This window comes from Pseudomonas sp. NBRC 111133 (assembly GCF_001320605.1).
Classification (GTDB): Bacteria; Pseudomonadota; Gammaproteobacteria; order Pseudomonadales; family Pseudomonadaceae; genus Aquipseudomonas; species Aquipseudomonas monteilii.
This window is the reverse complement of sequence record NZ_BCBJ01000001.1, coordinates 154617-180748: the sequence shown is the minus strand read 5'-3', so window position 1 is coordinate 180748 and position 26132 is coordinate 154617. Positions and strand designations below refer to the sequence as shown.

Annotated in this window: 22 protein-coding genes and 3 pseudogenes; 7 read left to right on the top strand and 18 right to left on the bottom strand. The window is 62.9% G+C overall.

All coding sequences use genetic code 11. The features are described from left to right. Positions 1-4: 4 nt before the first annotated feature. The 3 genes from APH36_RS00805 to APH36_RS00795 are packed head-to-tail and all read right to left on the bottom strand — an operon-like array spanning position 5 to position 4071. The gene (locus tag APH36_RS00805; RefSeq protein ID WP_060497055.1) at positions 5-1348 is read right to left on the bottom strand and encodes a cytochrome c; all 1344 of its coding nucleotides are present in this window, start codon (positions 1346-1348) and stop codon (positions 5-7) included. Positions 1349-1366: 18 nt separating this feature from the next. Continuing rightward, the gene (locus APH36_RS00800; RefSeq protein ID WP_060497054.1) at positions 1367-3616 is read right to left on the bottom strand and encodes a molybdopterin cofactor-binding domain-containing protein; all 2250 of its coding nucleotides are present in this window, start codon (positions 3614-3616) and stop codon (positions 1367-1369) included. Then, a complete protein-coding gene (locus APH36_RS00795) occupies positions 3616-4071 on the bottom strand; it encodes a (2Fe-2S)-binding protein (protein WP_060497053.1) in 456 nt (151 codons plus the stop codon). The genes APH36_RS00800 and APH36_RS00795 overlap by 1 nt, the downstream gene beginning before the upstream one ends. Before the next feature lie 244 nt (positions 4072-4315). Between APH36_RS00795 and APH36_RS00790 the strand changes: the two genes are divergently transcribed. Both APH36_RS00790 and APH36_RS32465 read left to right on the top strand, forming a co-directional pair. Next, positions 4316-6502, top strand: coding sequence for an OsmC domain/YcaO domain-containing protein (locus APH36_RS00790; RefSeq protein ID WP_060497052.1), 2187 nt, complete (start codon positions 4316-4318; stop codon positions 6500-6502). A gap of 99 nt (positions 6503-6601) precedes the next feature. Then, positions 6602-6793 (top strand): annotated as a pseudogene (locus APH36_RS32465) (SAM-dependent methyltransferase); the annotation flags it as partial. Positions 6794-7141: 348 nt separating this feature from the next. On the opposite strand, the gene APH36_RS30420 reads toward APH36_RS32465, so the two are convergent. Further along, positions 7142-7441: a hypothetical protein gene (locus tag APH36_RS30420; protein WP_082426311.1), complete on the bottom strand. Its 300-nt coding sequence runs from the start codon at positions 7439-7441 to the stop codon at positions 7142-7144. A gap of 162 nt (positions 7442-7603) precedes the next feature. Between APH36_RS30420 and APH36_RS00785 the strand changes: the two genes are divergently transcribed. The 3 genes from APH36_RS00785 to APH36_RS00775 all read left to right on the top strand — a co-directional run bounded on the left by APH36_RS00785 (position 7604) and on the right by APH36_RS00775 (position 10196). Beyond that, entirely contained in the window at positions 7604-8032 is a 429-nt protein-coding gene (locus APH36_RS00785) for a DUF2231 domain-containing protein (RefSeq protein ID WP_060497051.1), read from the top strand. Then, positions 8029-9321 carry a sorbosone dehydrogenase family protein gene (locus APH36_RS00780; protein ID WP_060497050.1) on the top strand — a complete coding sequence of 431 codons (1293 nt, stop codon included), beginning with the start codon at positions 8029-8031 and terminating at the stop codon, positions 9319-9321. Before APH36_RS00785 ends, APH36_RS00780 begins: the two co-directional genes overlap by 4 nt. A 293-nt stretch (positions 9322-9614) precedes the next feature. Next, complete coding sequence (locus APH36_RS00775) at positions 9615-10196, top strand: hypothetical protein (protein WP_060497049.1); 582 nt, start codon at positions 9615-9617, stop codon at positions 10194-10196. A 2-nt stretch (positions 10197-10198) separates the two neighbouring features. On the opposite strand, the gene APH36_RS00770 is transcribed toward APH36_RS00775, so the two are convergent. From APH36_RS00770 to APH36_RS32460, 9 genes are read right to left on the bottom strand one after another with little or no spacing between them, the layout of a single operon-like run. Continuing rightward, positions 10199-11548 carry a cation:proton antiporter gene (locus tag APH36_RS00770; RefSeq protein WP_060497048.1) on the bottom strand — a complete coding sequence of 450 codons (1350 nt, stop codon included), beginning with the start codon at positions 11546-11548 and terminating at the stop codon, positions 10199-10201. A 23-nt stretch (positions 11549-11571) separates the two neighbouring features. Further along, positions 11572-13059 carry an amidase gene (locus APH36_RS00765; RefSeq protein WP_060497047.1) on the bottom strand — a complete coding sequence of 496 codons (1488 nt, stop codon included), beginning with the start codon at positions 13057-13059 and terminating at the stop codon, positions 11572-11574. After that, complete coding sequence (locus tag APH36_RS00760) at positions 13059-14723, bottom strand: NAD(P)/FAD-dependent oxidoreductase (protein WP_060497046.1); 1665 nt, start codon at positions 14721-14723, stop codon at positions 13059-13061. The genes APH36_RS00765 and APH36_RS00760 overlap by 1 nt, the downstream gene beginning before the upstream one ends. A 56-nt stretch (positions 14724-14779) precedes the next feature. After that, a complete protein-coding gene (locus tag APH36_RS00755; protein WP_060497045.1) occupies positions 14780-15418 on the bottom strand; it encodes a peroxiredoxin-like family protein in 639 nt (212 codons plus the stop codon). 20 nt (positions 15419-15438) lie between these two features. Then, complete coding sequence (locus APH36_RS00750; RefSeq protein ID WP_060497044.1) at positions 15439-16203, bottom strand: hypothetical protein; 765 nt, start codon at positions 16201-16203, stop codon at positions 15439-15441. Beyond that, positions 16200-17837, bottom strand: coding sequence for an FAD-binding oxidoreductase (locus APH36_RS00745; protein ID WP_060497043.1), 1638 nt, complete (start codon positions 17835-17837; stop codon positions 16200-16202). Before APH36_RS00745 ends, APH36_RS00750 begins: the two co-directional genes overlap by 4 nt. Beyond that, on the bottom strand, positions 17827-18693 hold the full coding sequence (locus APH36_RS00740) for a class I SAM-dependent methyltransferase (RefSeq protein ID WP_060497042.1): 867 nt from the start codon (positions 18691-18693) through the stop codon (positions 17827-17829). The genes APH36_RS00745 and APH36_RS00740 overlap by 11 nt, the downstream gene beginning before the upstream one ends. Before the next feature lie 50 nt (positions 18694-18743). Continuing rightward, positions 18744-19673: a GNAT family N-acetyltransferase gene (locus APH36_RS00735; RefSeq protein ID WP_060497041.1), complete on the bottom strand. Its 930-nt coding sequence runs from the start codon at positions 19671-19673 to the stop codon at positions 18744-18746. 36 nt (positions 19674-19709) lie between these two features. Next, positions 19710-20219: a MarR family winged helix-turn-helix transcriptional regulator gene (locus tag APH36_RS32460; protein WP_060497040.1), complete on the bottom strand. Its 510-nt coding sequence runs from the start codon at positions 20217-20219 to the stop codon at positions 19710-19712. Between the two features lie 96 nt (positions 20220-20315). Here APH36_RS32460 and APH36_RS32455 point away from each other — a divergent pair. Continuing rightward, positions 20316-20512 (top strand): annotated as a pseudogene (locus tag APH36_RS32455) (EamA-like transporter family protein); the annotation flags it as partial. A 10-nt stretch (positions 20513-20522) separates the two neighbouring features. Here APH36_RS32455 and APH36_RS33080 read toward each other — a convergent pair. The 3 genes and pseudogenes from APH36_RS33080 to APH36_RS00715 form a co-directional block, all read right to left on the bottom strand. Continuing rightward, positions 20523-20630: pseudogene (locus APH36_RS33080) on the bottom strand (LysR family transcriptional regulator); the annotation flags it as partial. Between the two features lie 117 nt (positions 20631-20747). Further along, positions 20748-21077: a hypothetical protein gene (locus tag APH36_RS00720; RefSeq protein ID WP_060497038.1), complete on the bottom strand. Its 330-nt coding sequence runs from the start codon at positions 21075-21077 to the stop codon at positions 20748-20750. A gap of 74 nt (positions 21078-21151) precedes the next feature. Then, the gene (locus APH36_RS00715; protein ID WP_060497037.1) at positions 21152-21802 is read right to left on the bottom strand and encodes a DUF998 domain-containing protein; all 651 of its coding nucleotides are present in this window, start codon (positions 21800-21802) and stop codon (positions 21152-21154) included. Between the two features lie 185 nt (positions 21803-21987). Here APH36_RS00715 and APH36_RS00710 point away from each other — a divergent pair, with 185 nt between their 5' ends. After that, positions 21988-22737: a FadR/GntR family transcriptional regulator gene (locus APH36_RS00710; protein WP_060497036.1), complete on the top strand. Its 750-nt coding sequence runs from the start codon at positions 21988-21990 to the stop codon at positions 22735-22737. 74 nt (positions 22738-22811) lie between these two features. On the opposite strand, the gene APH36_RS00705 is transcribed toward APH36_RS00710, so the two are convergent. Then, positions 22812-24392 (bottom strand): aldehyde dehydrogenase (NADP(+)), encoded by a 1581-nt coding sequence (locus tag APH36_RS00705; RefSeq protein ID WP_060497035.1) that lies wholly within the window; start codon positions 24390-24392, stop codon positions 22812-22814. Between the two features lie 157 nt (positions 24393-24549). After that, complete coding sequence (gene garD, locus APH36_RS00700; protein ID WP_060497034.1) at positions 24550-26103, bottom strand: galactarate dehydratase; 1554 nt, start codon at positions 26101-26103, stop codon at positions 24550-24552. Positions 26104-26132: the final 29 nt, after the last annotated feature.

The following is a 26132-nucleotide window of genomic DNA, read 5'->3' as shown; positions in this document are numbered from 1 at the left end:
CCGTTCAGCGCATATGTAAAATGATCGGGCTGCTGCTGGCCGGGTCGGTGTGCCCACGCAACGTGCCCACCGCCTGTGCATTCACGGCACCGCCCAGGTTACCCCAGGCCGTGCGCACGAAGCTCAGCACATCGGCAATCTCCTGGTCATTCAGTTGCTCCCGGAACGCCGGCATGCGGTAGGCATCAGGCAACCCCGCCGTCACCACCCGCTGAGAACCGTTCAAGGTAATGTTGATCGCCGAAGCGTCTTCTTTTGCCAGTGCCGAGGTTGCCCCCGCCAAAGGCGGCATCCATTGGTCCTGGCCTTTGCCTTCCAGCCCGTGGCACGAGGCGCAGCGGGTCACGTAGGTATGTGCGCCCGGGCTGTCGAGCTGTGTTGCTGCCGACTCGGCCACGTACTGCCACGGCGCCCCGTCGCGCTGCGGGTCGCCGGGAAGCGATTTCAGGTAGTGGGCGATGGCCGCCAAGTCATCGTCGCTCATGAACTGCGTGGAGTTGTTGAACGCCTCGGTCATCGAGCCGAACACGACGGCATGGCGGTTGCGGCCGGTTTTGAGAAATTGCGCAATCTCGTCTTCGCGCCAGCGCCCCAGTCCTGTGTTGTGGTCGGCACGCAGGCTCGGTGCGTACCAGCCATCGAGCAGGGCGCCTGCCAGGAATGGTTTGCCGCTGTCATCCAGCGCCTTTTCGTTGAAGGCCAGGCCACGGGGCGTGTGGCAACTGCCACAGTGACCGGGGCCCTGAACGATGTAGGCCCCCCGGTTCCACAGCGCATCCTGCCCGGCCTTGTCGGCGTAAGGCGTGGTGGCTGCGAACAGGCCATTCCACAGGGCAATGGGCCAGCGCAGGTTCAGCGGCCAGGGGATGTCGCTGGCCAGGTTGGCCTGCCGGGCCGGTTGCACGCCGTGCATGAAGAATGCGTACAGCGCCTTTACATCGTCGTCACTGAGCTTGGCGTAGGACGGGTAGGGCATGGCCGGGTACAGCCGCCGGCCGCCGGGCGCGACACCCTGGCGCACGGCGCGGTCGAAGTCGGCGAGGCTGTAGCTGCCGATACCGTTGTCGCGATCAGGGGTAATGTTAGTGGCGTGGATGGCCCCCAGCGGGGTGGCCATTTCCAGCCCGCCGGCGAACGGTTTGCCGTCCGGCAGGCTGTGGCAAGCCACGCAGTCGCTGAGTCGGGCCACGTACTCGCCACGGCTCACCAGCGCCGGGTCGGCGGCACTGGCCTGTGCATCGACGAACGGCGAGGCAGGCTCACGGGTGACATACCAGGCCATCAGGCCTGCCGCGACCAGGCACGGCAGCGCCAGCCAGCCAGCGGTTCTTGCGAAACGATGGGTCATGGAGCGGTCCTTGTGCGGTCAGCTGAAGGTGTGGCGGCTCATTGGCAGGCTGCGCACGCGCTGGCCAGTCAGTTGCGCGACGGCGTTGGCCACTGCCGGGGCTACGGCCGGTAACGGAGGCTCGCCAATGCCGCCCATCTTCGCCCCGCTTTCGACAATGCGCACATGCACCCGGGCCATGCGTGAAGGCGGCAGGATCGGGTACAGGTCGTAATTGCGCGCTCGTGGTTTGCCATCCACGTATACCGCCTCTTCCACCAGCGTCTGCGACAGGCCCAGGGCGACGGCGCCGTGCACCTGATGCTCGATGATTGCCGGGTTGACGATGCTGCCCGGGTCGATGGCCTGCCAGATGTCGTGCACCTTCACCTGCCCGTTCTCGATCGACACCTCGGCGATGACTGCCGCCTCCGAGCCAAATGGCGAGGCCATGGCCACGCCGCGTGCTCGCTTGCCGCCATCCTCGGCGGTGAAAGGGCCGCGCTTCCAGCCACCGGACAGGTCGGCGACCGCGTTCAGCAGGTTGGTCAGGCGTGGGTTGTCGCGCAGCAGGTGCAGGCGCAGTTCGAACGGGTCCTTGCCGCCTTTGTCGGCCAGTTCGTCGAGGAACGACTCGTAGAAGAAGTCGTTCAGCGAGTTACCCACCGAACGCCAGTAGCCGAGCATGGCCGGGCCTTTTACGTAGATCTGCGCGATGCGCTTGTTGGCGATGGCGTAGGCCTTGCCCGACAGCCCTTCAAGCGCGGTCGGGTCGATCTTTTCACCTTGCTTGCCGGCCAGGGCCTCGGTCGGGCCTTCGGTGGCGCTTACCGCTTCGAGGGCCACCGGCATGCCGTCGGCATCCAGGCCGGCGCGGAATTTCACCATGGCGACCGGGCGCAGTACATCGCGCAGGAATTCCTCTTCGCGGCTCCAGATAAGCTTCACCGGCCGGCCAACCGCCTTGGCCAGGGCAATGGCCTGCGGGTAGGGGTTGGCCGAGTCGTACAGGAAGTGGCGGCCAAAGAAGCCGCCCAGCAGTGGCGAGTGCAGGTTGATCTGCGCAGCCTCCAGGCCTGTACGCTTGGCAATGTCGTCGCGGAACATGTCCGGTGCCTGGTTGGGCAGCCACACGTCCAGGGTGCCGTCCGCGTTGAAGCGGGCGAGGGCTGAGGGCGGTTCCAGCTGGGCATGGTTCAGGTACTGGTTGTGGTAGCTGGCCTCGACCTTGGTCTTGGCATTGCTCAAGGCACCCGTGATATCGCCCTCGTTCTCCTCATCACGTGCCGGGCCCTCGACCGTGGCCAGGTGCTCGCGCCAGCCATCGCTGGAGAAGTCTGCCGGCATCGCCCGCACCTTGGTGTCGGCGGTCGCCTCTTGCCAGTCCACCTGAATAGCCTCCACCGCGCGTTTGGCATGCCACCAGCGTTCGGCGACCACGGCGACAGCACCCGGTAACTGATGCACGGAATGCACACCCTGCATGGCCTTGACCTGCTCTTCGTTGCGCAGGCTGCCCACCGTCATGCCCAGGCGTGGCGCGTGCTGCACGGCGGCGTGGAGCATGCCGTCGACCTTGATGTCGATGCAGTACTGCGCCTTGCCGGTGGACTTGTCGTAGGCGTCCAGGCGACGCACCGGCTTGCCGATCCAGCGAAACTGGCTGGGGTCGCGCAATTTGACGCTGTCCGGGTCGGGTACTGGCAGGTCCATGGCGCGGCTGGCAAGTTCGCCATAGGGGATGGAACGGCCTGTCGTGGTATGTACTACGTTACCCGGCGTGGTGGAGAGCTCATCGACCGGTACACCCAGCTGCTGGGCGCCCGCCTGCAGCAGCATGGCCCGGGCGAGGGCACCCAGGCGGCGCATGGTCGGGTAGCTCATTCGCACCGACATGCTGCCGCCCGTGATGCGCATACCGTTTTCCATGACGACATAGGCTTCGCCCGGTGGGGCGCTGTCGACCACGAAATGGGCAGGGTCGACATCCAGCTCTTCACCTACGATCTGCGCCATGGCGGTGAAGGGCCCTTGCCCGCCTTCCATGAAGGGGCTGAGCAGGCGCACCGTGCCATCCGGGCGAATTTCCAGAAACGCGGGCACTTGGGTGCCGCGTTGCGGGGCGCCTATAGTCGCCGCCTGTACGCGTGCCGACCCCATGGGCAGCCCGAAACCCAGCACCAGGGCCCCAACGGCCGTGCCGGCAAGAAAGCGCCGACGTGACACGTTGACGGTTTCGCCCATTTGCAGTTTGAGGAGTTCGGCCGGTGTATCGACTGGCGTGTTCATCAGGCCTGCTCCCCTTGGGCCAGCGCATGCACGGCAGCATGAATGGCGTTGTAGGTGCCGCAGCGGCACAGGTTGACCATGGCCGCGTCGATCTGCGCGTCACTGGGCTTAGGGGTGTGCTTGAGCAGCGCCGTGGCCGCCATCACCTGGCCGGACTGGCAGTAGCCGCACTGGGCCACCTGGTGCTCGACCCAGGCCGCGACCACCCGTTTGCCAACGGCATCGGCTTCGACCGCCTCGATGGTCGTCACTTCGCGCCCGACCACGCCGGCCACCGGGGTGACACAGGCGCGTACCACGTTGCCGTCCACCAGCACCGAACAGGCGCCGCACTGGGCCAGGCCGCAGCCATACTTGGTGCCGGTCAGCCCCAGGTCGTCGCGGATTACCCACAGCAGGGGCGTATCGGCGTCCACCTCGACCTGGTAGGTCTTCTGGTTGATGCGTAGTTCCATGGTTCACCTGCCAATCATCGGTTGCTGTCGCTGTGTTTTTCTGGGCGGGGAATACGTTGTTCCCCAGAGAAGAAACGCTAGCACAGGGACATGACCGCTGGTCTGGTGGCGGGGGCAGGTCCAGAGGATCAGGCAAGCAATCCGGTGGAATGCGCAAGCGACGAGGTAAACAGGACTTCCAGGCTGAAAACCCGGATAATGCCGGCCACTTTCGTTTTGCACGCTTAAATCACGGTAAACCCGCATGGAAATCAAGGTCAATTTTCTCGACAATCTCCGTCTCGAAGCCAAGTTCGACGACTTCACGGTGATCGCCGACCAACCGATCCGCTACAAGGGTGATGGTTCGGCCCCAGGCCCGTTCGATTACTTCCTGGCGTCTTCGGCCTTGTGCGCGGCTTACTTCGTCAAGCTGTACTGCCAGACCCGCGACATCCCGACCGAAAACATTCGCCTGTCGCAAAACAACATCGTCGACCCGGAAAACCGCTACAACCAGATCTTCAAGATCCAGGTCGAGCTGCCCGAAGACATTTCCGAGAAGGACCGCCAGGGCATCCTGCGCTCGATCGACCGCTGCACCGTCAAGAAGGTGGTACAGACCGGCCCCGAGTTCGTGATCGAAGTGGTCGACAACCTTGACGCCGATGCCCAGGGCCTGCTGATGCCGGTGTCGGACAGCACCACCTACATCCCTGGCAAGGACCTGCCGCTGGAGCAGACCATCGCCAACATGTCGGGCATCCTGGCCGGGTTGGGGATGAAGATCGAGATCGCTTCGTGGCGCAATATCGTGCCCAACGTGTGGTCGTTGCATGTGCGTGATGCGCAGTCACCGATGTGCTTCACCAACGGCAAGGGTGCCACCAAGGAAGCCGCGCTGGCATCGGCGCTGGGTGAGTTCATCGAGCGCCTGAACTGCAACTTCTTCTATAACGACCAGTTTTGGGGCGAGGACCTGGCCAACGCGCCGTTCGTGCATTACCCGAACGAGCAGTGGTTCAAGCCTGGCCCACGCGATGCGCTGCCCGCCGAGATCCTCGACGAGCACTGCTTGGCAATCTACAACCCCGACGGTGAGCTGCGCGGCTCGCACCTGTACGACACCAACTCGGGCAACACGGCGCGCGGCATCTGCTCGCTGCCGTTCGTGCGTCAATCGGACGAGCAGGTGGTGTACTTCCCGTCCAACCTGATCGAAAACCTGTTCCTCAGCAACGGCATGAGCGCTGGCAACACCCTCGCTGAGGCACAGGTGCAGTGCCTGTCGGAAATCTTCGAGCGTGCGGTCAAGCGCGAAATCCTCGAAGGCGAGCTGTGCCTGCCGGATGTGCCGCAGGACGTACTGGCCAAGTACCCGGCCATCGTTGCCGGCATTCAGGGCCTGGAAGAGCAGGGCTTCCCGGTGCTGGTCAAGGATGCGTCGCTCGGTGGCGAATTCCCGGTCATGTGCGTGACCCTGATGAACCCGCGCACCGGTGGCGTATTCGCCTCGTTTGGCGCCCACCCAAGCCTGGAAGTGGCACTGGAGCGCAGCCTTACCGAACTGCTGCAGGGCCGCAGCTTCGAAGGCCTGAACGACCTGCCGCAGCCGACCTTCGAAAGCCACGCCCTGACCGAGCCGAACAACTTCGTCGAGCACTTCATCGACTCCAGCGGCGTGGTGTCGTGGCGCTTCTTCAGTGCCAAGGCCGACTTCGAGTTCGTCGAGTGGGACTTCTCGGGCCACGGCGAGGATTCCAATATTCAAGAGGCCGCAACCCTGTTCGGCATCCTCGAAGACCTGGGCAAGGAAGTGTACATGGCGGTGTACGACAACCTGGGCGCCACCGCCTGCCGCATCCTGGTGCCGGGCTACTCGGAAATCTACCCGGTCGAGGACCTGATCTGGGACAACACCAACCGCGCCTTGTCGTTCCGCGCCGACATCCTCAACCTGCACAACCTTGAAAGCCGCCCCCTGAAGCTGCTGCTCAAGCGCCTGGACAACTGCGATGTGGATGACTACACCACCATCACCACGCTGATTGGCGTGGAGTTCGACGAAAATACGGTGTGGGGCCAGCTGACCATTCTGGAACTGAAGCTGCTGATCTGCCTGGCAGTGCAACGCTTCGAGGAGGCCAAGGAATTGGTCGAGGCGTTCCTGCAGTTCAACGACAACACTGTCGAGCGCGGGCTGTTCTACCAGGCCCTGAACGTGGTGCTGGAAGTAGTGCTGGATGATGAGCTGGAAATGGACGACTACGAGCCCAACTTCCGCCGCATGTTCGGCAACGCGCGCATGGACGCGGTGCTGGGTTCGGTGGACGGCAGCGTACGCTTCCATGGCCTGACCCCGACCAGCATGAAGCTCGAAGGCCTTGATCGCCACCTGCGCTTGATCGAAAGCTACAAGAAACTGCACGCAGCCCGGGCCAGGTTCGCCTGAGTAAGCGCTCCCATAGACACCGTGTAAGCGGGTTCGCCGTGGTGCCAGTCAGTTAAGCCTTGGGGCTGCGTAGCAGCCCCAACTGCTTGGCTACACATGGCGCATTTCATCGAGGTGTTTCGTACCTGGTATGGGCCGATGCACAAGGCGTTTGCTTCGCTGGATACGGAGAAGCCCAGTGCTTTGGAGCGAGACCTTACTCAGTTGCTGGATGAGAGTAATGTGGGAGGGCCTTCATCGTTGGTGGTACCCAGCGCATACCTTGAGGTGCTGATCATTCGCGGGCGTTAGCCGGCACACTTTCAAAAGCCTCGGCGGGTGGCGGTGCCGCGCGGACATTGAAGAGCTTGCAGATGAAGTACCAACAGATGGCGACGGTCAAGTTGTAAGGGAACAGCACGGCCCAGAAAGGCAGTTGGTTGGAGAATGAAACTTTCTTGATCAATGAAGTGTGGTGAATGAATCTTCAGCTGATCTTCAAGTGCAGGACATTGCCTTGATTAAGGCAGGAGCGTCGAGGCGGGAAGTGTAAGAGTATGTTGTCGGGTTTTGAGTCTGATAGTTGTGGTGTTTAATGCAGTAGGACAGCTTGGTTATACTTGTAGTAAGGTTCCGTTTTTATTGGTAGTGCATAAACTCTTAATTTTTGCACTTGGCCATCACCACTTGACACGTTCTAGGCGTGCCTCCTGACCGGGTGGCATAGCGCACGCAGTTGTTCAACGACTTCTGGCGGGCAATGTTCAAGGTATTCCCCCACGCCAAACCGCCTTCTCCGGCTGAGGGGACCGCTTTGGCAAAGCAGTTTGAGCCTACGGTAGAAGCTGTATAGCGTGCCTGGCTGTTTTTGCTGGAGCAGCCAGCAGTGAGTGCCAGGCAAAAGGCGAGCAGGGTGGTCAGTGCAAAGGGGGCGTGCGCGTCTTTGATTTTGCTAAACATGTCTGCTCCTGGGGCAGGTGCCAAATACCTTGCAGGATATTTCATTCCAGCGAAACGGTGAACTATCGCGCCGCCACAGGGCTCCTTTGCTTAGCGCAACCTGTGCGTGCCTGGTGGCAATAGCCCATCAGTCCTTGGGTCACTGAATGAAAAGGAGGCACTGTGACCACACCTGACCAAACCCTCTATCGTTTTACACCCAGCCCGCTTCACGCCTTGCTGCTGGCCGGCAGTGTGCCGCTGTTTCTCGGCGCATTGCTAAGCGACATCGCCTACCTGAACAGCTACCAGATCCAATGGAGCAACTTCGCCGCCTGGTTGATCGCCGGTGGGCTGGTGTTCTGCGGGCTGGCACTTTTATTCGCGCTGGCCAATCTGATCCGGGCAGCGCGCAAAAGTGGGCGACCGACGCTGTACTTCGTGCTGTTGCTGATGACCTGGGTACTCGGCCTGATCAATGCCTTTGAACATGCCAAGGATGCTTGGGCGGTGATGCCATCCGGGCTGGTGCTGTCGGCAATCGTCACGGTGCTCGCGGTAATCGCTGCCTGGACCGGCTTGAGCAACTTGCGCTCAGGAGGTGCAGCATGAAGCCTTTGCATGCGTTGAGCCTGTTGGGCGTGGCTTTGTTGTTGAGTGCGTGCGGCGGCGATGGTGAGGCGACCCAGGCGCTGGGCCCGGACCCGAAGCTGCCAGCCCCCGAGCGCAGCTTGCTGCCAAGCATGAGGATTGCTCGGCCGGTTGCCTGGGGTGAGCAGAAACCGACTGTGCCGGAAGGCTTCAGCATCACGGCCATCGCTACCGACCTGAAGATACCGCGGCAGAGCCTGGTACTGCCCAACGGTGACATTCTGATCGCCGAGGGGCGGGGCGGCAGTGCAGCCAAGCTCAAGCCAAAGGATGTGATCGCCAGCCAGATCAAGGCCAAAGGCAACACCCAGGTCAAAGGCGGCAACCGCCTGACCTTGCTGCGCGATGCCGACCGTGATGGCACCTATGAGGTGCAGACGGTGTTTGCGGAAAACCTCAATGCGCCCTACGGTCTGGCCTTCGCCGACGGCAAACTGTACGTGGCCAACCAGGATGCGCTGGTGCGCTTTGACTACCGGGACGGCCAGACCCAGGCTGATGGAGCGCCCACCAAGCTCACTGACCTTCCTGCCGAAATCAACCACCATTGGACCAAGGCGCTGACGATCAGCCCGGATGGCCGCTACCTGTATGTGGGCATTGGTTCAAACAGCAACATCACCGAACGGGGCCTGGAGGTAGAGGCCGACCGCGCCATGGTCTGGGAGGTCGATGCCGAGACGGGCGCCCACCGTCCTTATGCCACCGGTTTGCGCAACCCGACGGCCTTGACCATCCAGCCGCAGACCGGGCAATTGTGGGCGGTGGTCAACGAGCGTGATGAGCTAGGCCCCGATCTGGTGCCGGATTACCTGACCTCGGTGCGTGAGGGGGGCTTCTATGGTTGGCCTTACAGCTATTGGGGGCAGAACGTCGACGAGCGGGTGCGGCCGCAGAACCCGGACAAAGTGGCGGCGGCGATCAAGCCGGATTACAGCCTTGGCTCGCATGTTGCTGCGCTGGGTGTCGATTTTTCGATACCGGCCATGGGCGAGCGTTTCGCCGAGGGTGTGTTCGTGGGTGAACACGGCAGCTGGAACCGGCCAAATCCGGTGGGCTACAAGGTGATCTTCGTGCCGTTCCGCGATGGCAAGCCCACGGGGGAATCGATCGACTTCGCCATTGGCTTCCGGGGTGAGGATGGCAAGACCCGTGGGCGACCGGTAGGGGTAACGGTGGACCCGCGTGGGGCGTTGATCATCGCTGACGACCTGGCGAATACGGTGTGGCGGGTGACGCGTAATCGCTGAACCTTTCGGGGCTGCGCAAGGCGGCCCCATTCGGTATCAGAAGCGATAATTGAAGCTTGCCTCAAGCGTACGGGGCGCCCCTGGGGTAACCAGGTCTACCGAGCCATGTGCCGAGGCATAGTAATCCCGGTCGAACACGTTCTTAAAGAGTTCGCTTTTGCTATTACAAGGGTGGGCATGACGAAAATGGGACGAAATACGTCGCGCCAGCAGGTTGGCGGACAGGGTCTATGCTTGTTGGCGCGCGAACATTTCGCGTCCCTATCCGGTCTTGATCACATGGAAGCAGGCCTATGAACCCGATTCGCTCCTTTGCGCGTGCTGTTGCTTTGGCCACACTGGTGTCCGCTACCAGCCTCACCGCGCACGCTGCAGATATCCCGATTGCCAGCGAGGCGCTGGAAAGTCACGTGACCACGCAGGTCACCGCCATCGACCTGGCCAACCGCCAGGTCACGGTGAAGGGCCCAGATAACAGGAAGGATGTGACGTTCCAGCTGACTGAAAAGGCCAAGGCCCTACCCAACCTCAAGGTGGGGGACCAGGTCGACATCTTCGTGACCCGTGCCGTGGCCTATGTGCTCAACACGGATGTGGGCGGGGCGCCGAAGGCCAGTGAGGAGTCCGGCACCATTCGCGCCACGGCGCAAAACCCCAACCCGGGCGGCGAGGCCTTCCGCCAGGTCAGGGTTACCTCGCAGATCAAGAAGATCGACCTCGCCAAACATGAAGTAAGCCTGCTGCCGCCAGAGGGCAAGCTGCAGGTGGTCAAGGTCGAGAACCCGGACCTGCAGGCGCGCATGAAGAACCTCAAGGTCGGTCAGACTGTCGACGCGATCTACACCGAAGTGCTGCGTGTCGAAACCTCACGCTGATTTCAGCCGCTGCCGACCTCGGTTGCCTCCGAGGTCGAACGTGGGGTGCGAGAATGTGCTGTGAGCAGCCGGATCAAGGGGGAGGCGATGAAAGTACTGATGATGGCCATGATCACCAACAGGGTGAAGTACTCCTTGGGAAGTACGCCCAGGTCATAGCCGACATTCAGCACGACCAGCTCCATCAGCGCCCGGGTATTCATGCACACGCCTATCAGCGCCGCATCACGGCGGCTTTCGCCAAGCAGGCGGCTGGCTCCGTAGGCACCGAAAAACTTGCTGGCGAAGGCCACCAGGCAGATCAGCAGGCAATTCCACAGTGCGGTAGTGCCTTCCAGGGCACCCACATCCGTGCGCAGGCCGGTGTAGGCGAAGAATATCGGCAAGAAGAATGCGTTGACCACGCCACTGACCTTGGCATTCCACTGCTGGACGAAGCGGCGTTCAGTGTGCAGGGCAACGCCGAGAATGAAACCGCCGATGATCGAGAACACGCCGATCAGGTTGGTCACGGTCGCGCTGGCCAGCAGGATGATCAGCATCAGCGATATGCCTTGGGCCGTCAGCGGTCGGCGCTCCAGGTCGCCGAGGATCCAGCGCATGATCAGTGGTCGCACCAGGCCGATCACCAGCACAATGAACAAGCCCAGCGCCAGCACCCGGGCCAACGAAGCCCAAGGGTTGAACTGCGAGGCGATCAGCGATGTAACGCCACCAAGGATGAGCCAGCCGCAGACATCGTCTATTGCCGCCGCACCGATGGTAAGGGTGGCGACTCGCGAGCGCGAAAGGCCCAATTCCATGAAGATGCGCCCGAGGATGGGCAGAGCGGTAATTGAAAGTGCCGTGGCGAAGAACAGCTGGAACGCCAGCAGGGGCGGTCTGTCCCCGCTGATTTGCTGCCAGAAGTACTCGGCGGTGAGCATGCCGCTGGCAAAGGGTACCAGCAGCCCACCCATGCTGATGATGATGACCGAACGCTTGCGGCCCTTGAGGTGCGCACCGAACTCGAACTCCAGGCCGACCTGGAACATCAGCAGGATAAGGCCGATTTGTGCAGTGACCACGAAGGCAGTGGCCGTTTGCGGTACGAACAGCGCGGCCAGTTGCTCAGGAAAAAAGTAGCCGAGCAGGCTTGGGCCTAGCACCAGCCCGGCAAGGATTTCGCCGGCGACTGGCGTTTGGCCCAAGCGGCGGGTGCTGAACCAGGCGATCAGCCGCGAAACACTGAAGATCACGATGAGCTGCAACAGAAACATCAGGGTCAGGTGTTCGGCCTGGGAGCCAACGGCTGACTGTGCCGGCGCCGTTGGCGCGAGCTGCACGGTACTGGCGTGAAGGGTATTGGGCATGATGGTGTCCCGAGTGTGTTGGGTCAGAAGGGCGGCGCGATCCAGCCACCGAATGCGAGCTCCAGTGAGCGTGCTGCGTCGAGCAGCACAGGCTCCTGGCCGGGGCCGGCCACCAGCTGCAGGGCCACCGGGCAGCCTTGATCGAGGCGCCCCATGGGTACCGTCAGGGCCGGCAGGCCCAGTACGTTGAACAACGCGGTGTAGCCGATATCCCCCGGGTAGCGCAGGGCATGGCCATGCTCGGGCGAGGTGCCGGGCAACGCTGGCAGGACCAGTACACTGTTGCCATCCAGCCGTTCGGTCAGCGCGTGTAACAGGGCATCGCGTTTGGGTAGCTGCCTTGCAAGGCCGGGGTTACCCAGGCATTCGCCCAGGCTGTCGAGCACGGTTGCCAGCCAAGGTCCGGCGGCATGCTGCGGTTGGCCGAGCAGTGCTTGCCAGGCATGCGCCAAATGCGCCACAGGCTGGCCGTCACCGAGAATGTCGGCCAGGCGCACGCCGGTTTCCTGCTTGAGCACGGCCAACCAGATGGCGAACGCATCGTTCAGTGCGTGGGGTAGCCAGCGCTCGACATGGGTGCCTTGGCTTTGATAGTGGTGGGCCACGTCATCCAGTGCCTGAACCACGGCCGGCGAAATCCGGCTTCCCCAGCCCAGGCGCTCGGGCTGGCACAGGTACAGGCGTTGCAATGCTGCAGGCGGCGGGCGGTGTACGTAGCTGTCGATAATATTGCGGTCCAGTTGGTCAGGCCCGGCAATGATCTCCAGCAGCACGGGCAGGTCTTCGGCATGCCGACACAATGGGCCGGCAGCAAAGTGCCTGGCGATGGCCATGGCATTCGGCTGCCCCAGGCCGCGTTCGTCCAAGGGGAGATGCCCGGTCAGTGGCACCAACCCCCGTGATGGCTTGAGGCCGAAAATGCCGTTGCAGGCAGCCGGGATTCGCACCGAGCCACCGCCGTCGGTACCCAGCGCGAAAGGCACGCAAGCGCTGGCTACCAGCACGGCATCACCGCCACTGCTGCCACCGGCACTCCGGTCGTTCCGGTAGGGGCTGCTGGTGCGGCCGTAGACAGGGTTATCGGTTTCTGGCCATAGCGCCATCTCGGCCTGGTTACCCAGTGCGACCGGAATGGCGCCCGCATCGATCAGACGTTGCGCGGCGGTGGCGGTAAACCCGGCAACCTTGTGCTGTCGGCGGCGTGAGCCGCACGTCTTGGGCGCATCGGCCAGCCCCAGGCCCTCCTTGAAGCTGAAGGGCACGCCATGCAGTCGACCCAGCGGGACGCCTTGGTCTCGCTGGCGTTCGGCAACTTCGGCGGCCCGCCGCGCCTGGTCGTACAGCGCCACTGCCACCGCGTTGCAGCGCCGTTGCACGGTTTGGCAGCGGCGGATGCTGTGTTCGACCAGTGCTACCGGCGACAGCGTGCCATCACGGACCCCGGCAGCCAGGCGCACACCGCTAAGAGCCACCAGTGCGTCGCCGCCGGCTTCGGCCATGGGCACGCCCATCAGTGGCGCACCAGGTCGAGGAAGCCGCCGTCGCTGCCGAACGGCGACTTGAGCAGCTCGGGCGCCTCGCCGTACTTGTAAAACAGTGAAGGCATCAGCCGCAGGCTGGTAGCGCGTCCCAAGTCCTGCAGCGTGCCCAGGCTATGCCGCGCCAGCAGTTTCAGGTGGCGAGGCGCCAAACTCCAGCGCACCATGCGCATCAAGCGTAAGCGCAGCAGCGCCGAGCGCAGGAAGTAGCTGGCGGCGTATCGCGGCCGGGCCTGGTTGTCGGCCTTGTACAGGGCGAAGTTGATGGTACGCGAATACAGGTTGGGGATCATCTGCGGGCTGATGCCCGGATTGGAACGGCGTACTTCACGTAACAGGCAGGCAAAGGGCAGCGGTGATGGCTGCAGGTCCCGTGTGTAGCGTGGCAACAAATCGGCGAATTGCTGGGCCTGATGGCCGTCCAGAAAGTCACCGCTGACATACATGGGCAACACCACATGGAAGTACGCCATGTTGGCGAACAGCAGCGTCCAGCCCATCAGGAACGGGTCGTCCATTACCTCGTACCACTTGCTCCAGGTGTCCTGAAGCGCCAGTTGCGCCTGGATGTGCGACTCCAGGCAATTGACATAGGCGGGCGTCAACGTGCCCTGGATGTCTTTCTCGATCATGGCGGCCACTTGCGGTATCTGCTGGGCTACATAGGCCAGCCCAGCACTGTTGGCCGGGTCGAAGGTGAACGCTGCATCGCCGATCAGGAACCAGCCATCGGTGGAGTAGTACTGGTTGGCCTCGTACATGTAGTTGTACATGGCGTGCTGGTCGATGACTTCGCCCGATGCCATCAGCTCGGTGATCACCGGGTGGTCTGCCATGACTCTTTCCTTGAAGGCTTCCAGCGTGCCAATCCGTTCGTTGATCATGTCCGGGCGGTAGGTAATACCGATGCTGATCATGTCGGCACCGTCTTCGCTGCGCATGGGTATGAGCCAGATCCAGTAGCCCTTGCCGTAGAAGTGATGGGTGACGTAGTACGGGTCGAAACAGTGATGCTTGTCCTTGTGGGTGTTGATGCTGTGCAGGATGTTGCGATCAAACTGGCGAAGGCGGAACCAGAACGTGCTGCGCTGGTAGGTCGGCTCTTTGTGCAGCTTCAGCTTCTTGGCCATGAAACGGTTGCGGCCGGTGGCGTCGACCACCCAGTCGGCGTCCATTTGCCAGGTTTGCGCTTCGCTGCGCAGGGTCAGGCGGTGACGGGTGTGCTCGCCTTCGTGCAGGTCGACCGCAGCCACGTCGGCCTCGATCAATTGCACCTGCTGGTCGGCCACGATGGCACGCAGGTCTTTGTCGAAGCTGAAGCGGTTGAGGTTGTAGGCGGGCATGCGGATCACTCCAGGTGCCTCATGGACCACGTAGTTACGGCACTCCGGGTTGTTGCGCAGTTTCAGGTAATAGGTCAGGCCGTATTTGTGGTAATGCTTTTCTTCAAGCAGGCTGCCCAGGCCGATACCTTTGAAAAAGTGGGTGGTCAGCTCGACCGTCGACTCACCGACGATCGGCCGCTTGCGGTCCGGGCGGCCGATCAGCGTCACTTCTACGCCAGGCAAGCGCTTGCGCAGGTACAGGGCAGCCAGGTGGCCGGCCACGCCGGCCCCCATGATAGCGATACGTTTCATGTCATCAGTCCGTGATGGGGTGGGGCACCGGGAAAACCGGTGCCGGGGAGTGGCGCTCAGTGGCTGGCGGCTTCGATCAGTGCCTGGGGTTCGGCGCGCTCGGAGTAGTCGACATTGATGAACGCCCGGCGTATGTGACCGTCCTGGCCGATGACGAATGCGCTGGCCATCGGCAAACTGAGGTCGTCGCTGGCATTGAGGGCCTTGAGGTCTGCACCGAGTGAGCGGTACACCGCCTCGAGCTCCGGTTCCAGTTCGAAGACGATGCCGTACTGGCGCGCCAACTGGTTGCCGGGGTCGCTCAATAGTTGATAGCGCACCCCCAGGGCTTCACGGGTTTTCCCGGTGGCGGCAGGGCTCTGGGCGGAGACAGCCACCAAGGTGGCACCGCTGGCGGCCAGGTCACCCACCATCTGCTGGTATTCGCCAAGCGCGGCATTGCAGAACGGGCACCACAGGCCGCGATAGAAAACCAGCACCAATGGGCCGCGTGTCAGCAAGGCATGCAGGTCTACCGCCTTGCCATCCGCATCCTTCAACACGGCCAGTGGTGCGCGGTCACCGGCTTTCAGTGCATGGGCTTCGGGGTGGCGTGCGATCAAGGCCTGTAGCGACGTGCTGAATTTTTCCAGCACGTCGGCGGGCAGTTGGCCCATCTGCTGTTTGATGGCGTCGAGTTTTTCCTTGAGTGACATGCTTCTCTCCTTGTGGTGATTCACTGGGGCAGGCTTCGGGTTGCTCGGGCGTGGATTCGCTGCGAGGCCTTGCAGCCGGGGGGATAGCGCTGGAACAGCTGGAGCACCCAATCGGGTCGGGTTTTGCTGGCATCGTTAAGCCAGTTGGCGACCGAGTCCTGGGCGTACTTTTCAGCCTCGGCCAACAGCGGCACCAGCAACGGCTCGGCCACTTCCGGTTGTTCTTTGAGCGCGGCTATGTGCTCACACCAGACGCCACGTGGACGCAGGATTTCGATACAAAAGCGTCGCACCAGCGGGTCTGCGTCGCCTGCGTAGCGGCTGAGCAACGGCAGGGCGGTGTCCAACTGCTGTGCCAGGCGTGGGCGCAGGGCAATCCAGGCCCATTCGCGTACACCAAAATGCTCATCGCGGGCGAAGCGCAACTGCGCCAGCAGGGCGTCTTGTGCAGGCAGCGTGCGCGAAAGGTGTGCCTGAGCGAAGGCTGCCCAGCTGCGAACGGTGTCGGACGGGTGCGCACAGCATTGCTCGAACACCTCCTGGCGCAGGGGGGCGGGTGCATGTTCCAGCCATTGGCCCAGCGCCAGGCCAATGGCTGCAATCTTTTTTGACAGGCCCAGCGTCTGAACCTGATCAGCGCAGGCAGCCAGTTGCGCGACCAGCGCCGCAGGTAACCGGGTGACCAGGGCATTGGCCAGTGTCGCCTGATCCACGGCCAGGCATTCGGCCAGGTTGCGGGTTGGCAGTTGGCCAAGGTCGATCAGGGACTTGCGATCATCAGTCATTGCTGAGGCTCCATCACAGCAGGTTGGCAGTGGAGGGCTGGCGCCAACGGGCAGTAACGCCCTGGCGCGAGCAGGTGCTCTGGGTCCAGCGCATCCTTGATGCGCTGTCCGAGTTGCCAGGCAGACGCTTGTGTTTCGCTCAGCAAGCCCATGAAGGCCAGGGGAAGCCGGTAGGGCAGTACGCCTTGCTCTTTACCCGTGCGGAACAACTGCCGGTAGCAGTCTTCGGCGCGGCTGCTGCCGGGGGCATCGTTGCGGTCGAACAGTAGCGGCACGGTGCAGTCGATTGCGCGGCCCGACAAGGTGGTGAGGGTAACCGGGCAGGGCATGCGATGGGTTTCGCAAGCCTGTTCCATGTGCGAGACGAAGGTGGCTACCTGCTGGCTGCGCAGAGGCAGGATAGGCGCGTACCAGATCAGGCCGCAGTTGTCCCGGGCCGGGTCAAGCAAGGTGCCTTGCTGCGGTTGCGCACCTGCGGCGTAAGCCAGCGGCAGTGCCAACTGGTTCGGCTGGCCTTCCATCAGCTCAACGCCCATGCGCAGTTTGCTCAAGGTCAGTTGCCAACGCCTGGACCAGGTCCCCGGCAGCAGACGCAAGGCGCGCTCCGCCAGCGCCAGCTGGCGTTCGCTGCGGAACAGGTAACGGCTGCAGAACCGCCGCAGTTCGCTGCGGATGATGCCCTTGAGCGAGGCCAGCTGCGCCTGTTCGCAGTAGATCGAACCTACCCCCATCCAGGCGGGTAATGCCAGCGATTGCGCGGCGGCGTTGCGTTCGGCCTGATTCAGTTGGGTAAGGGGCCGGGTATCGTAGGCCATGCTTAGCAGACGCGTGCTGTTCATCAGGTTGATGCCGCCCACCTGGCTGCCGCAACGTTCCAGAATGCGCTTGATGCCATCGAGGGCGGCCGGGAGCTGTGCTGCCGAATCCACCCAGAAATAGAACGGTTGCACGACCTGTGGGCGCTTGACCAAGGCGATCGACATGTTTGTCACCACCCCCAGCCCGCTCTGGCTGAACAGGCCGTCCAGGTAGGGGCCGATGCCCCATTTGAAGCAGGCGGTTGTGCCCGTTGCCCACATCGGCGAGCGATAGCGTTGGCCATCGGGCAGAATGGCTTCAAGGCCCATGACTGCTTGCCAGTGGTCCGTTAACGGTGTGATGCCAAAGCCGCGCTCCAGCGCGTTGGCCAACACACTGCAGGTGGGTCCTGCGCCGGTGACTGGCGTAAGGAATGGCAGGTTGCGACTGGCCAGGTAATCGGCCAGCGCGGCTTGGGTAACGCCTGGTTCAAGGGTGACCACGCCCAGAGTCTCGTCGAAGGCAAGGATCTTATCCATGCGCGACAGGTCAAGTTGCACGCAGCGCTCGTGAAGCGTTGCAACGCCGCCATAGCCCCAGTTGTGGCCTGTGCTGACCGGATGCACCGCGACACCGTGCAGGTGTGCAATGGCCAGGCAGGCAGCTACCTGCTCGCTGTTGGCTGGCCTGAGCCTGGCACTGGCATGGGCGGGCGAGCGCATGGTGTCCTGGCTCAGCTGGCGCAGCGTGCTGGCGTCACTCTGTACATGGGCGTCACCCAGCACCGCGCGCCAGGCTGCCAAGGCGGCTTGCAGCCCCTGCGGCTCAGAACGCACTTGCCAGGCCTCCCATGCCAAGGAACAGCCGCAGTTGGTCGACATCGGCCCGACGGCTGCGTGGCAAATCGCGGTAGCGTCGCCGAAATTCGCCCTTCATCGCTGCCACACAGCGCCGCTTGGGTGTGCGGATCACCATCACCAGAGGGCTGACCGCCGTGCTGTAAACCTTGGCACAGGGGCCCAGGTAGCTGGCGGCAAGGGTCTGGAATTCTTCCAGAGAGAAAGCAGCCAACAGCGAATTGCGGTAGTCGAGCAGTGTGGCCTGGTCGGCCCCATCACTGGCGCGGCTGACGAAATAGTCCACCGACTCTACCGACTTGAGCCGGCCAAAGTCGTTCAGGTAGATGGCCCGGTCATTGCGGAGCACGCGTGCGATGTTGCGAAACGTGGCTTCCAGCTGAGCAAGGTCGGCCAGGTGATGCAGCGCCATCGAAGAGATCACCACGTCAACGCTACGGTCGGCGATACCGGCCAGGCGAGTCATGTCTTCCTCGCGCAGTTCGACGTTGTCGATGCCTTGCTGGCGAATCGAGGCCTGCCCCACTTCTAGCATGGTGGCTGACAGGTCGGTGCCGATGAATTCGGCTCTCGGGTTCAGGCGGGCCAGTTGCAGCAACAGGCTGGCCGGGCCACAACCGATGTCCAGCACGACATCGCCGGGTTTGATCAGTGCACACATCTGGGCGCAGTGGTACAGGTACGTACCGGACAGCGCCTGGCCTTGGCCTGCACTGTCGGCGTAAGCCGAGACACAGGCGTCGTCGGCCATTACCAGATCAGGCTCAGGCGTGCGCACCAGCGGGTGCCTGAGGGTAATTTCCCTGTAGATCGCGCGCAGCAATCCCATGTCCATGAACGTATCCTCCATGAAAGTCGTGTGGTGTGGAGCGCGGGGCGGGCTGCTCAATCCAATTGCAGAACCCGCCGTACCCGCGGCGTCAGATGGCGCGGCGAAGTGCCGCAACGTGCCATGTGGGTGAGCACTTCGTCAGTGCTCCAGTGGGTTTGAGGCGGCGTGACGGGCAACTGGATGTGCGGGAAATGCCGGGCGCAGAAGAAGTCGAAAAGATCGGTGTGCTGCTGCTCGACGGTAAAGCCAAGGCCTGGGTGCTGGTAGACCTTGGCGAACACCTGGCGTGCCTGGTTCAGGTTCAACGCCAGGGGTAGCGACAGGGCATTGTTGAGTTTGGTGTAGGTCTGCACAGGGCCAATGGGCGAAAAGAACAGCACGTTGCGGTAGAAGCTGGCCGCGCGAGGGTGCACGGCGATCAGCAGGCTATTTACCCGGCGATGGTCCATGGCCCAACGGAACATGGCGTTGTACAGCATGAGGGGCACGCCTTTGCCTTTGTAGTGGCTACAGACCGCCAGGGTGCCGACTTCGGCCAGGCGGCCACCGTCCAGGCGTTGCAACACAGCTTCATTGACATGCACGTCTTCCAGCGGCAAACCGAGCGGCGAGTCTTCGATCAGAGATACGGTCCCCACCACCTGGTCACCTTTCAGTGCCACGAACGTGGTGGTGCCAGGTAGCAGGTGAAAGGGTGAGAAGCGCATGCCGGCGCGGCACACGGTAGCAATGCCGCGACGGGCATAGCTGTCGTTGACCAGGCGCAGGGCCTGCTCAAGTTCGTACAGATTCTGCACCGGTCGAAAGCTGAAGCCTTCAATGGCTAGCGGGTGGTTGGAGAGGCGGTGAATGAACAGCCGCCGGTAAAGTGCTGCTGGCAGGCAGGCTTCAAGCCAGGCCTGGCGCCGCCTTACCTGGTCGCGCTCGCTGTGCACGCGCGGCTTCCTGCCGATTCGTGCCAGTACGCTCTGATTCTGCAACATCATCCACCTCCATGTGGTTTGACGGGTGTATTGGCTTCAGTCCTTGTCGGGTGGCAATGCCAGGGCAGGGCTAGCCGAAAGTGCCTGTAGCGTGGCGGAAAGGGCTTCCCGTTGTGTGTGGTCCAGCGTGTGCATGATCGTGCCGATCCAGTCGGTGTGTTCGGCGAATACCGCGTCCAGGACAGCAACACCTGCCGGGGTAAGGCTGATGCTCAGTTTGCGACGGTCATGGGCATCCTTGCGGCGCTTGATGAAGCCGTCGCCTTGCAGGCCGTCGAGTAGGCCGGTGACGGTGCCCGAAGTGATCGCCAGACGCGTCGCCAGTTCCAGCGGCGACAAGCGTCCGCCAGCCGCTTGCAACGTCAGCAAGATGGCGAAACGCCCCTCTGACAGGTTATGGCGAGCCAGTCGCACCGCGCACACGCGGTTGATTGCCGCAGCCGCGGACAGCAGTTCGAAACACAGGCGCACGCTTTGCCTGGCGTCGGCAGGGGCCTCTGCCAGTGCGTCGAGCATGATGTGATGCTTGTTCTCAAGAATATTCATAAGGCGCAGTTTATCTTGGTGCCTTAGTAAGTCAACAGTGTCTGTGTTACATGGCTGCGACAGCGATTGAATTATTGCGTTGCATGGCTGATTTTCATGGTTCTCAGGGTGCCTGCACCGTACATGGGCAAGGCGCTGCAGGGGCGTTGGTGGCTGTGGGTAGGGGGTGTTCTGGAGGGCTCTGTATGTGTCCGGTGGTGCTGATTTTATGCGGCGTGCTGCTGGTGGAGGGCACCTGGACGACGGCGACACCGGCCGGTGCCGCAACGGTGGTGAAGCAGCCAGAAGGTTGATCAGCCCCCCCGGTTGGCTGCGGTGCAGGCGCAGGGCGGCGCGGGTCACATGTTTCTCGCTGAGCAGCGCGTGAAAAGCCAGCAGCAGGTTGAGGTCGATCTTGCGCAGTTCATCCATGGGGTGAATGGCTTTATCAGGCTTCAAGGCCGGAGCCCCTTGACGGCCGTGATGCGGGCTATCGTTATTCAAGACTTATTCTAAGGTTTGTCACATAAACATTTGATAAATAACAAATTATCTTCTTGCCACAGCATGCTGAACGCATTGTTCATAGTAAGTCTGCCTGATTGCCGACGGCTTTAGCCGCGAGCGGCTGTTGTAGGTCTGTTCGGTGATACCGAAGGCGGTCATGCGCATCCACGGTTTGGGGAATTTGCGTACCTGCAGCTTCTTTCGCGTGGCATAGAGCGTTACCCCGGAAAGCTTGGCCTGTTGGGCTTCGGCGGCTATCTGCGCCCCCCAGGTGCAGGTGTGGCGATCGTTCTGGCTTGGCGCCCGGGCTTGGGCGCCGAAAGCGAGCGTGGCCAGCAGGCAACCGGCCAACGATGCTAGAAGTACTCGCATGTTGCTGTCCTAAGCATATGAAGAGGAAGGAAGTTTGCCTTCCCTTTTCAAGACCGGGGGCCAGCAGTTTGCCGTCAGATCACCGCCATGCGCAGCGGGTTGGTGGCAGGCTTGCGCAGGCTGGCCCAGGCCAGGCCGGCGACCCAGATCACCGACACGCCATAGTTCAGGCGTTGGTACAGGCCGAACAACTGGCCGCTTTCTACCGCCTGGCCCATCAGGGCGACGGTAACGATCGCGAGTACCACGCAGGCCAGGGAGAACAACGACAGAGCCGGTGAGCCTGCAATGCGATTGCCCAGCCAGGCCCACAAGGCGCTGGCCAGGGTCAATGAGAGGAACATCAGCAGGCCAGACAGGTTATGCAGTTGCTGAGAGGTAGACGGCTGCGCCGGAGCGCACCCTTGGTCGCAGGGGAACCAGCCGGTGCCCAGGCTGCCGACACCGTGTAGCAACACCAGGCCCGCACTCAGCAGTGCAAGTCTGGAGTGACGCCAGCGCCGCGCCAGGCCCCAGGCAAACAGTGCGAACAGTACGACCAAGGGGAAGTTGTTGACCCGTGGCGACCAGCTATGGGTTGGCGAGCCAACGGCGCCGAGTTGGCTCATGGCCTGTTGCAGGTGGTCGTAGCCGGGGTAGGCCTGGGCAGTGAGCCATACACCGGCCAGCAGCCAGAGGGGGATCAGCAGGCCGCTGGCGAGCAGCAGGCGGTCGTGGACTTTCATGCCGGGTCTTCCTTCCATGGATGAGTGAGCGCAAAGGCGCACAGTACAGGCTTGCACTGGCTTTGGGCCAGCTTTTCCCGAGGTGGGGCGACAGGGATGCGCAATAAATACCGCACCGGGTGTATGTGATCGTACAACTGCATGCGCTATGATGAGCGCTGTCTTTCAAGGTGAAACACAGGGCAATGACAGAGCAGCAGGTACAGGCAAGGACCCGGCGCAAGCCGCGTAGTCTGGCCCAGGAACTGGTCACGGTGTTGACCGAGCGCATTCGCAGTGGCCAGCTCAAGCGTGGCGACAAGCTTCCGACCGAATCGCAGATCATGGCTGAGGAGGGCGTCAGCCGCACCGTGGTGCGTGAGGCGATCTCGCGGCTACAGGCCGCCGGGCAGGTCGAGACCCGTCATGGCATCGGCACCTTCGTGCTGGACGCGCCGGCCACAGGGGGCTTTCGCATCGACCCGGCCACCGTGGTCACCCTGCGTGAAGTGCTGGCAGTGCTGGAATTGCGCATTGCCCTTGAGATCGAGTCGGCAGGCCTGGCGGCACAGCGGCGCAGCGATGAAGAGCTTGCAGGCATGCGCGCGGCGCTGGACGAACTCAACGACGGGGCGGCCCATGCCAACGATGCCGTGTCGGCAGACTTCCAGTTTCATCTGCGCATTGCACAGGCCAGCGGCAACCATTACTTCGCCGACATCATCAACCACCTGGGTACCAGCATCATCCCGCGTACCCGGCTGAATTCGGCGCGATTGGCCCATGATGACCAGGCGCATTACATGAGCCGGTTGATGCATGAGCACGAAGCGATCTACGAAGCCATTGCCCGGCGTGACAGCGAAGGGGCGAAGATGGCCATGCGCATGCACCTGAGCAATAGCCGGGAGCGTTTGCGTCAGGTGCATGAACAGGCTGAGGCGCAAGGGGCCTGACGTTTCCCTTGCCTGCGGACACTGCCAAAAGAAAGCCCCGCCATGCGCGGGGCTTTCTTGCATCAGGCAATCACTCAGATCGCCCCGTCACGCCACTGACCATTTACCAGGCGGCGCAGACCCAATGGGTTGCCGTCGCGCAGGGCTTCAGGCAGTAGCGCCTGCGGGTAGTTCTGGTAGCACACCGGTCGCAGGAAGCGGTCGATGGCCAAGGTACCTACCGACGTGCCGCGCGCATCCGAAGTGGCCGGGTAGGGCCCGCCGTGGACCATCGCATCACACACTTCGACACCGGTCGGGTAACCGTTGACCAGAATGCGTCCGACCTTCTCCTCCAGCAGCGGCACCAGCCAGGCAAAGGCCTCGAAGTCCTCCTGCTCGCCGATCAGCGTTGCGGTCAGCTGGCCGCGCAGGCCGAGCAGGGCGGCGCGCAGCTGGTCGTTGTCCTGCACTTCGACCGCTACGGTGGTTGGGCCGAACACTTCTTCCTGCAGCAGCGGGTCGGCATTCACCAGCAGGCTGGTGTCGGCCTTGAACAGCTGGGCGCGGGCCTGGCTGCCTTCCTGTGGCTGGCCAGCCAGGTGCTGGATACCCGCGTGGGCGTGCAGGTGTTCCAGGCCGCCGACGTAGCTGCGCAGGCCGCCAGCGTTGAGCATGGTTTGGCCGGCCTGGGCGTTCAGGTGCTGGCCAAGGTCTGCCAGCAGCTGGCTGAACCGAGTCGATTGCAAACCGATGACCATGCCCGGGTTGGTGCAGAACTGGCCGGCGCCCATGCACACGGAGCCGGCCAGTTCTCGGGCGATGGCCTCGCCACGTTTGGCGAGGGCGCCCGGAAGGACGATCACCGGGTTGATGCTGGACATCTCGGCGAACACCGGTATGGGTTGCGGGCGCTCGGCAGCCATGCGGCACAGGGCGTCGCCACCTTTGAGCGAACCGGTGAAGCCGACAGCTTGGATGGCCGGGTGTTTGACCAGCCACTCGCCCACGCCGCCACCGAATACCATGTTGAACACACCCTTGGGCATGCCGGTACGTTCGGCGGCGCGCACGATGGCACAGCCGACCAGGTCGGCGGTGGCCATGTGGCCGCTGTGTGCCTTGAACACCACCGGGCAACCGGCAGCCAGGGCGGCGGCGGTGTCGCCACCGGCGGTGGAGAAGGCCAGCGGGAAGTTGCTGGCGCCGAACACGGCGACCGGGCCAACGCCTATGCGCATCTGGCGCAGGTCTACGCGCGGTAGCGGCTGGCGCTCGGGCAGGGCCAGGTCGATACGGGCACCGAGGAAGTCACCCCGGCGCAGCACCTGTGCGAACAGGCGCATCTGGCCACTGGTGCGGCCACGCTCGCCTTGAATGCGGGCGGCGGGCAGGGCGGTTTCGCGGCAGACGATGGCGACGAAAGCGTCGTCCAGTTCGTCCAGTTCCGCAGCAATGGCTTCAAGGAATTCGGCGCGCCGCGCCGGGGCCAGTTGGCGGAATTCGGCGAAGGCAGCGGCGGCGGCTTTGGCGGCCTGGTCCACTTCGGTTTCAGTGGCCTGGGCAAAGCTGTAGGGCAGGGCCTCGCCAGTGCTGGCGTCCAGGCTCTGCAGGCGCTGTTGGCTGACGGCGCTACGCTGGCCGGCGATGAAGTTGTGGCCGAGGATTTCAGGCATGGAGTGCTCCTGTAGGTTGAGAGTAAATCTGGCGGGTTGTCACATGACCTGTGGGAGCGGGCAACTTGGTGCATGGCACCGGCTTTGCCGGTGTTCGCGGGCATGCCCGCTCCCACAGGGAAGGAGGTGCGTTCTACGATCAAGTGAGCCCTCGGCATCAGGTAATCGGTGCCGGGTTGAACAGGGTGATGTCGTTGTGCAACCGGTGCTGTTCGGCCCAGGTCTGCTTGCGGCCGCTGGCCACGTCCAGGTAGTAATGGAACAGCTCCCAACCCAGCTCTTCGATGGTCGAACGGCCTGTGGCGATGCGCCCGGCGTCGATGTCGATCAGGTCGGGCCAGCGCTGCGCCAGTTCGCTGCGGGTGCATACCTTGACCACCGGTGCCATGGCCAGGCCATACGGGGTGCCGCGGCCGGTAGTGAATACGTGCAGGTTCATGCCGGCGGCCAGTTGCAGGGTGCCGCACACGAAGTCGCTGGCCGGGGTGGCGCAGAAGATCAGGCCTTTGCGGTTTACCCGCTCGCCAGGGCCAAGCACGCCCTGGATGGCGCCGCTGCCGGACTTGACGATCGAACCCAGCGACTTCTCGACGATATTGGACAGGCCACCTTTCTTGTTGCCCGGCGTGGTGTTGGCACTGCGGTCGGCAGCGCCTTGCTGCAAGTAGCGGTCGTACCAGTCCATCTCGCGTACCAGGGCTTCGGCGACGTCCTGGTTTTCGGCACGAGAGGTCAGCATGTAGATGGCGTCGCGCACCTCGGTCACTTCCGAGAACAGCACGGTGGCGCCGGCGCGTACCAGCAGGTCGGACGCGTAGCCCAGTGCCGGGTTGGCGGTAATGCCCGAAAAGGCGTCGCTGCCGCCGCACTGCATGCCAAGGATCAGCTCGCGGGCGGGTACGGTTTCGCGTCGGCGCTGGTCGAGTTTCTTCAGCCGGGTTTCGGCCAATTCCATGATCTGTTCGATCATTTCCACAAAGCCCAGGCTGGCGTCCTGCAGGCGGTACAGCCACGGGTCGCTGAGGTCTACCGACGGGTCGTTGTCGTGCATCACCTGGCCGGCCTGCAGTTTTTCGCAACCCAGGCTGATGACCAGCGCCTCGCCACCCAGGTTGGGGTTGCGCGCCAGGTTGCGCACGGTGCGGATCGGGATGTAGGCGTCGCGTGCGTTGATGGCCACGCCGCAGCCGTAGCTGTGGGTGATGGCCACCACGTCGTCGACGTTGGGGTATTTGGGCAGCAGTTCGCTGCGAATGCGCTTGACCGCATGCTCCAGCACGCCGGTTACGCATTGCACGGTGGTGGTGATGCCGAGGATGTTGCGGGTACCGACGGTGCCGTCTGCGTTGCGGTAGCCTTCGAAGGTGAAGCCCTCAAGGGGGGGCAAAGGCTGTGGGACAGCGTCACAGCGCGGCAGGCTGTCCAGCTCTGGTGCGGCCGGCATGGCCAGCTGGCTTTCCTGCACCCAGCTGCCCTGGCGCAGGTCTTCCAGCGCGTAGCCGATGATTTGCCCATAGCGGCGCACGGGTTCGCCCTTGTTGATGGCCACGGTGGCCACCTTGTGGCTCTGCGGCACGCCTTCGATCAGGGTCAGGCCGTCGGCGAAGCGGGCGCCTTCGCCCAGGCCGCCGTCGTTTACAACCACCACGACATTATCGTCGTCGTGCAGGCGGACGTAGCGGGGCGAGTCGGAATGTTCGATCAACTGCATGTTTGGGCCCTACTTGTCAGGTTCTCAGG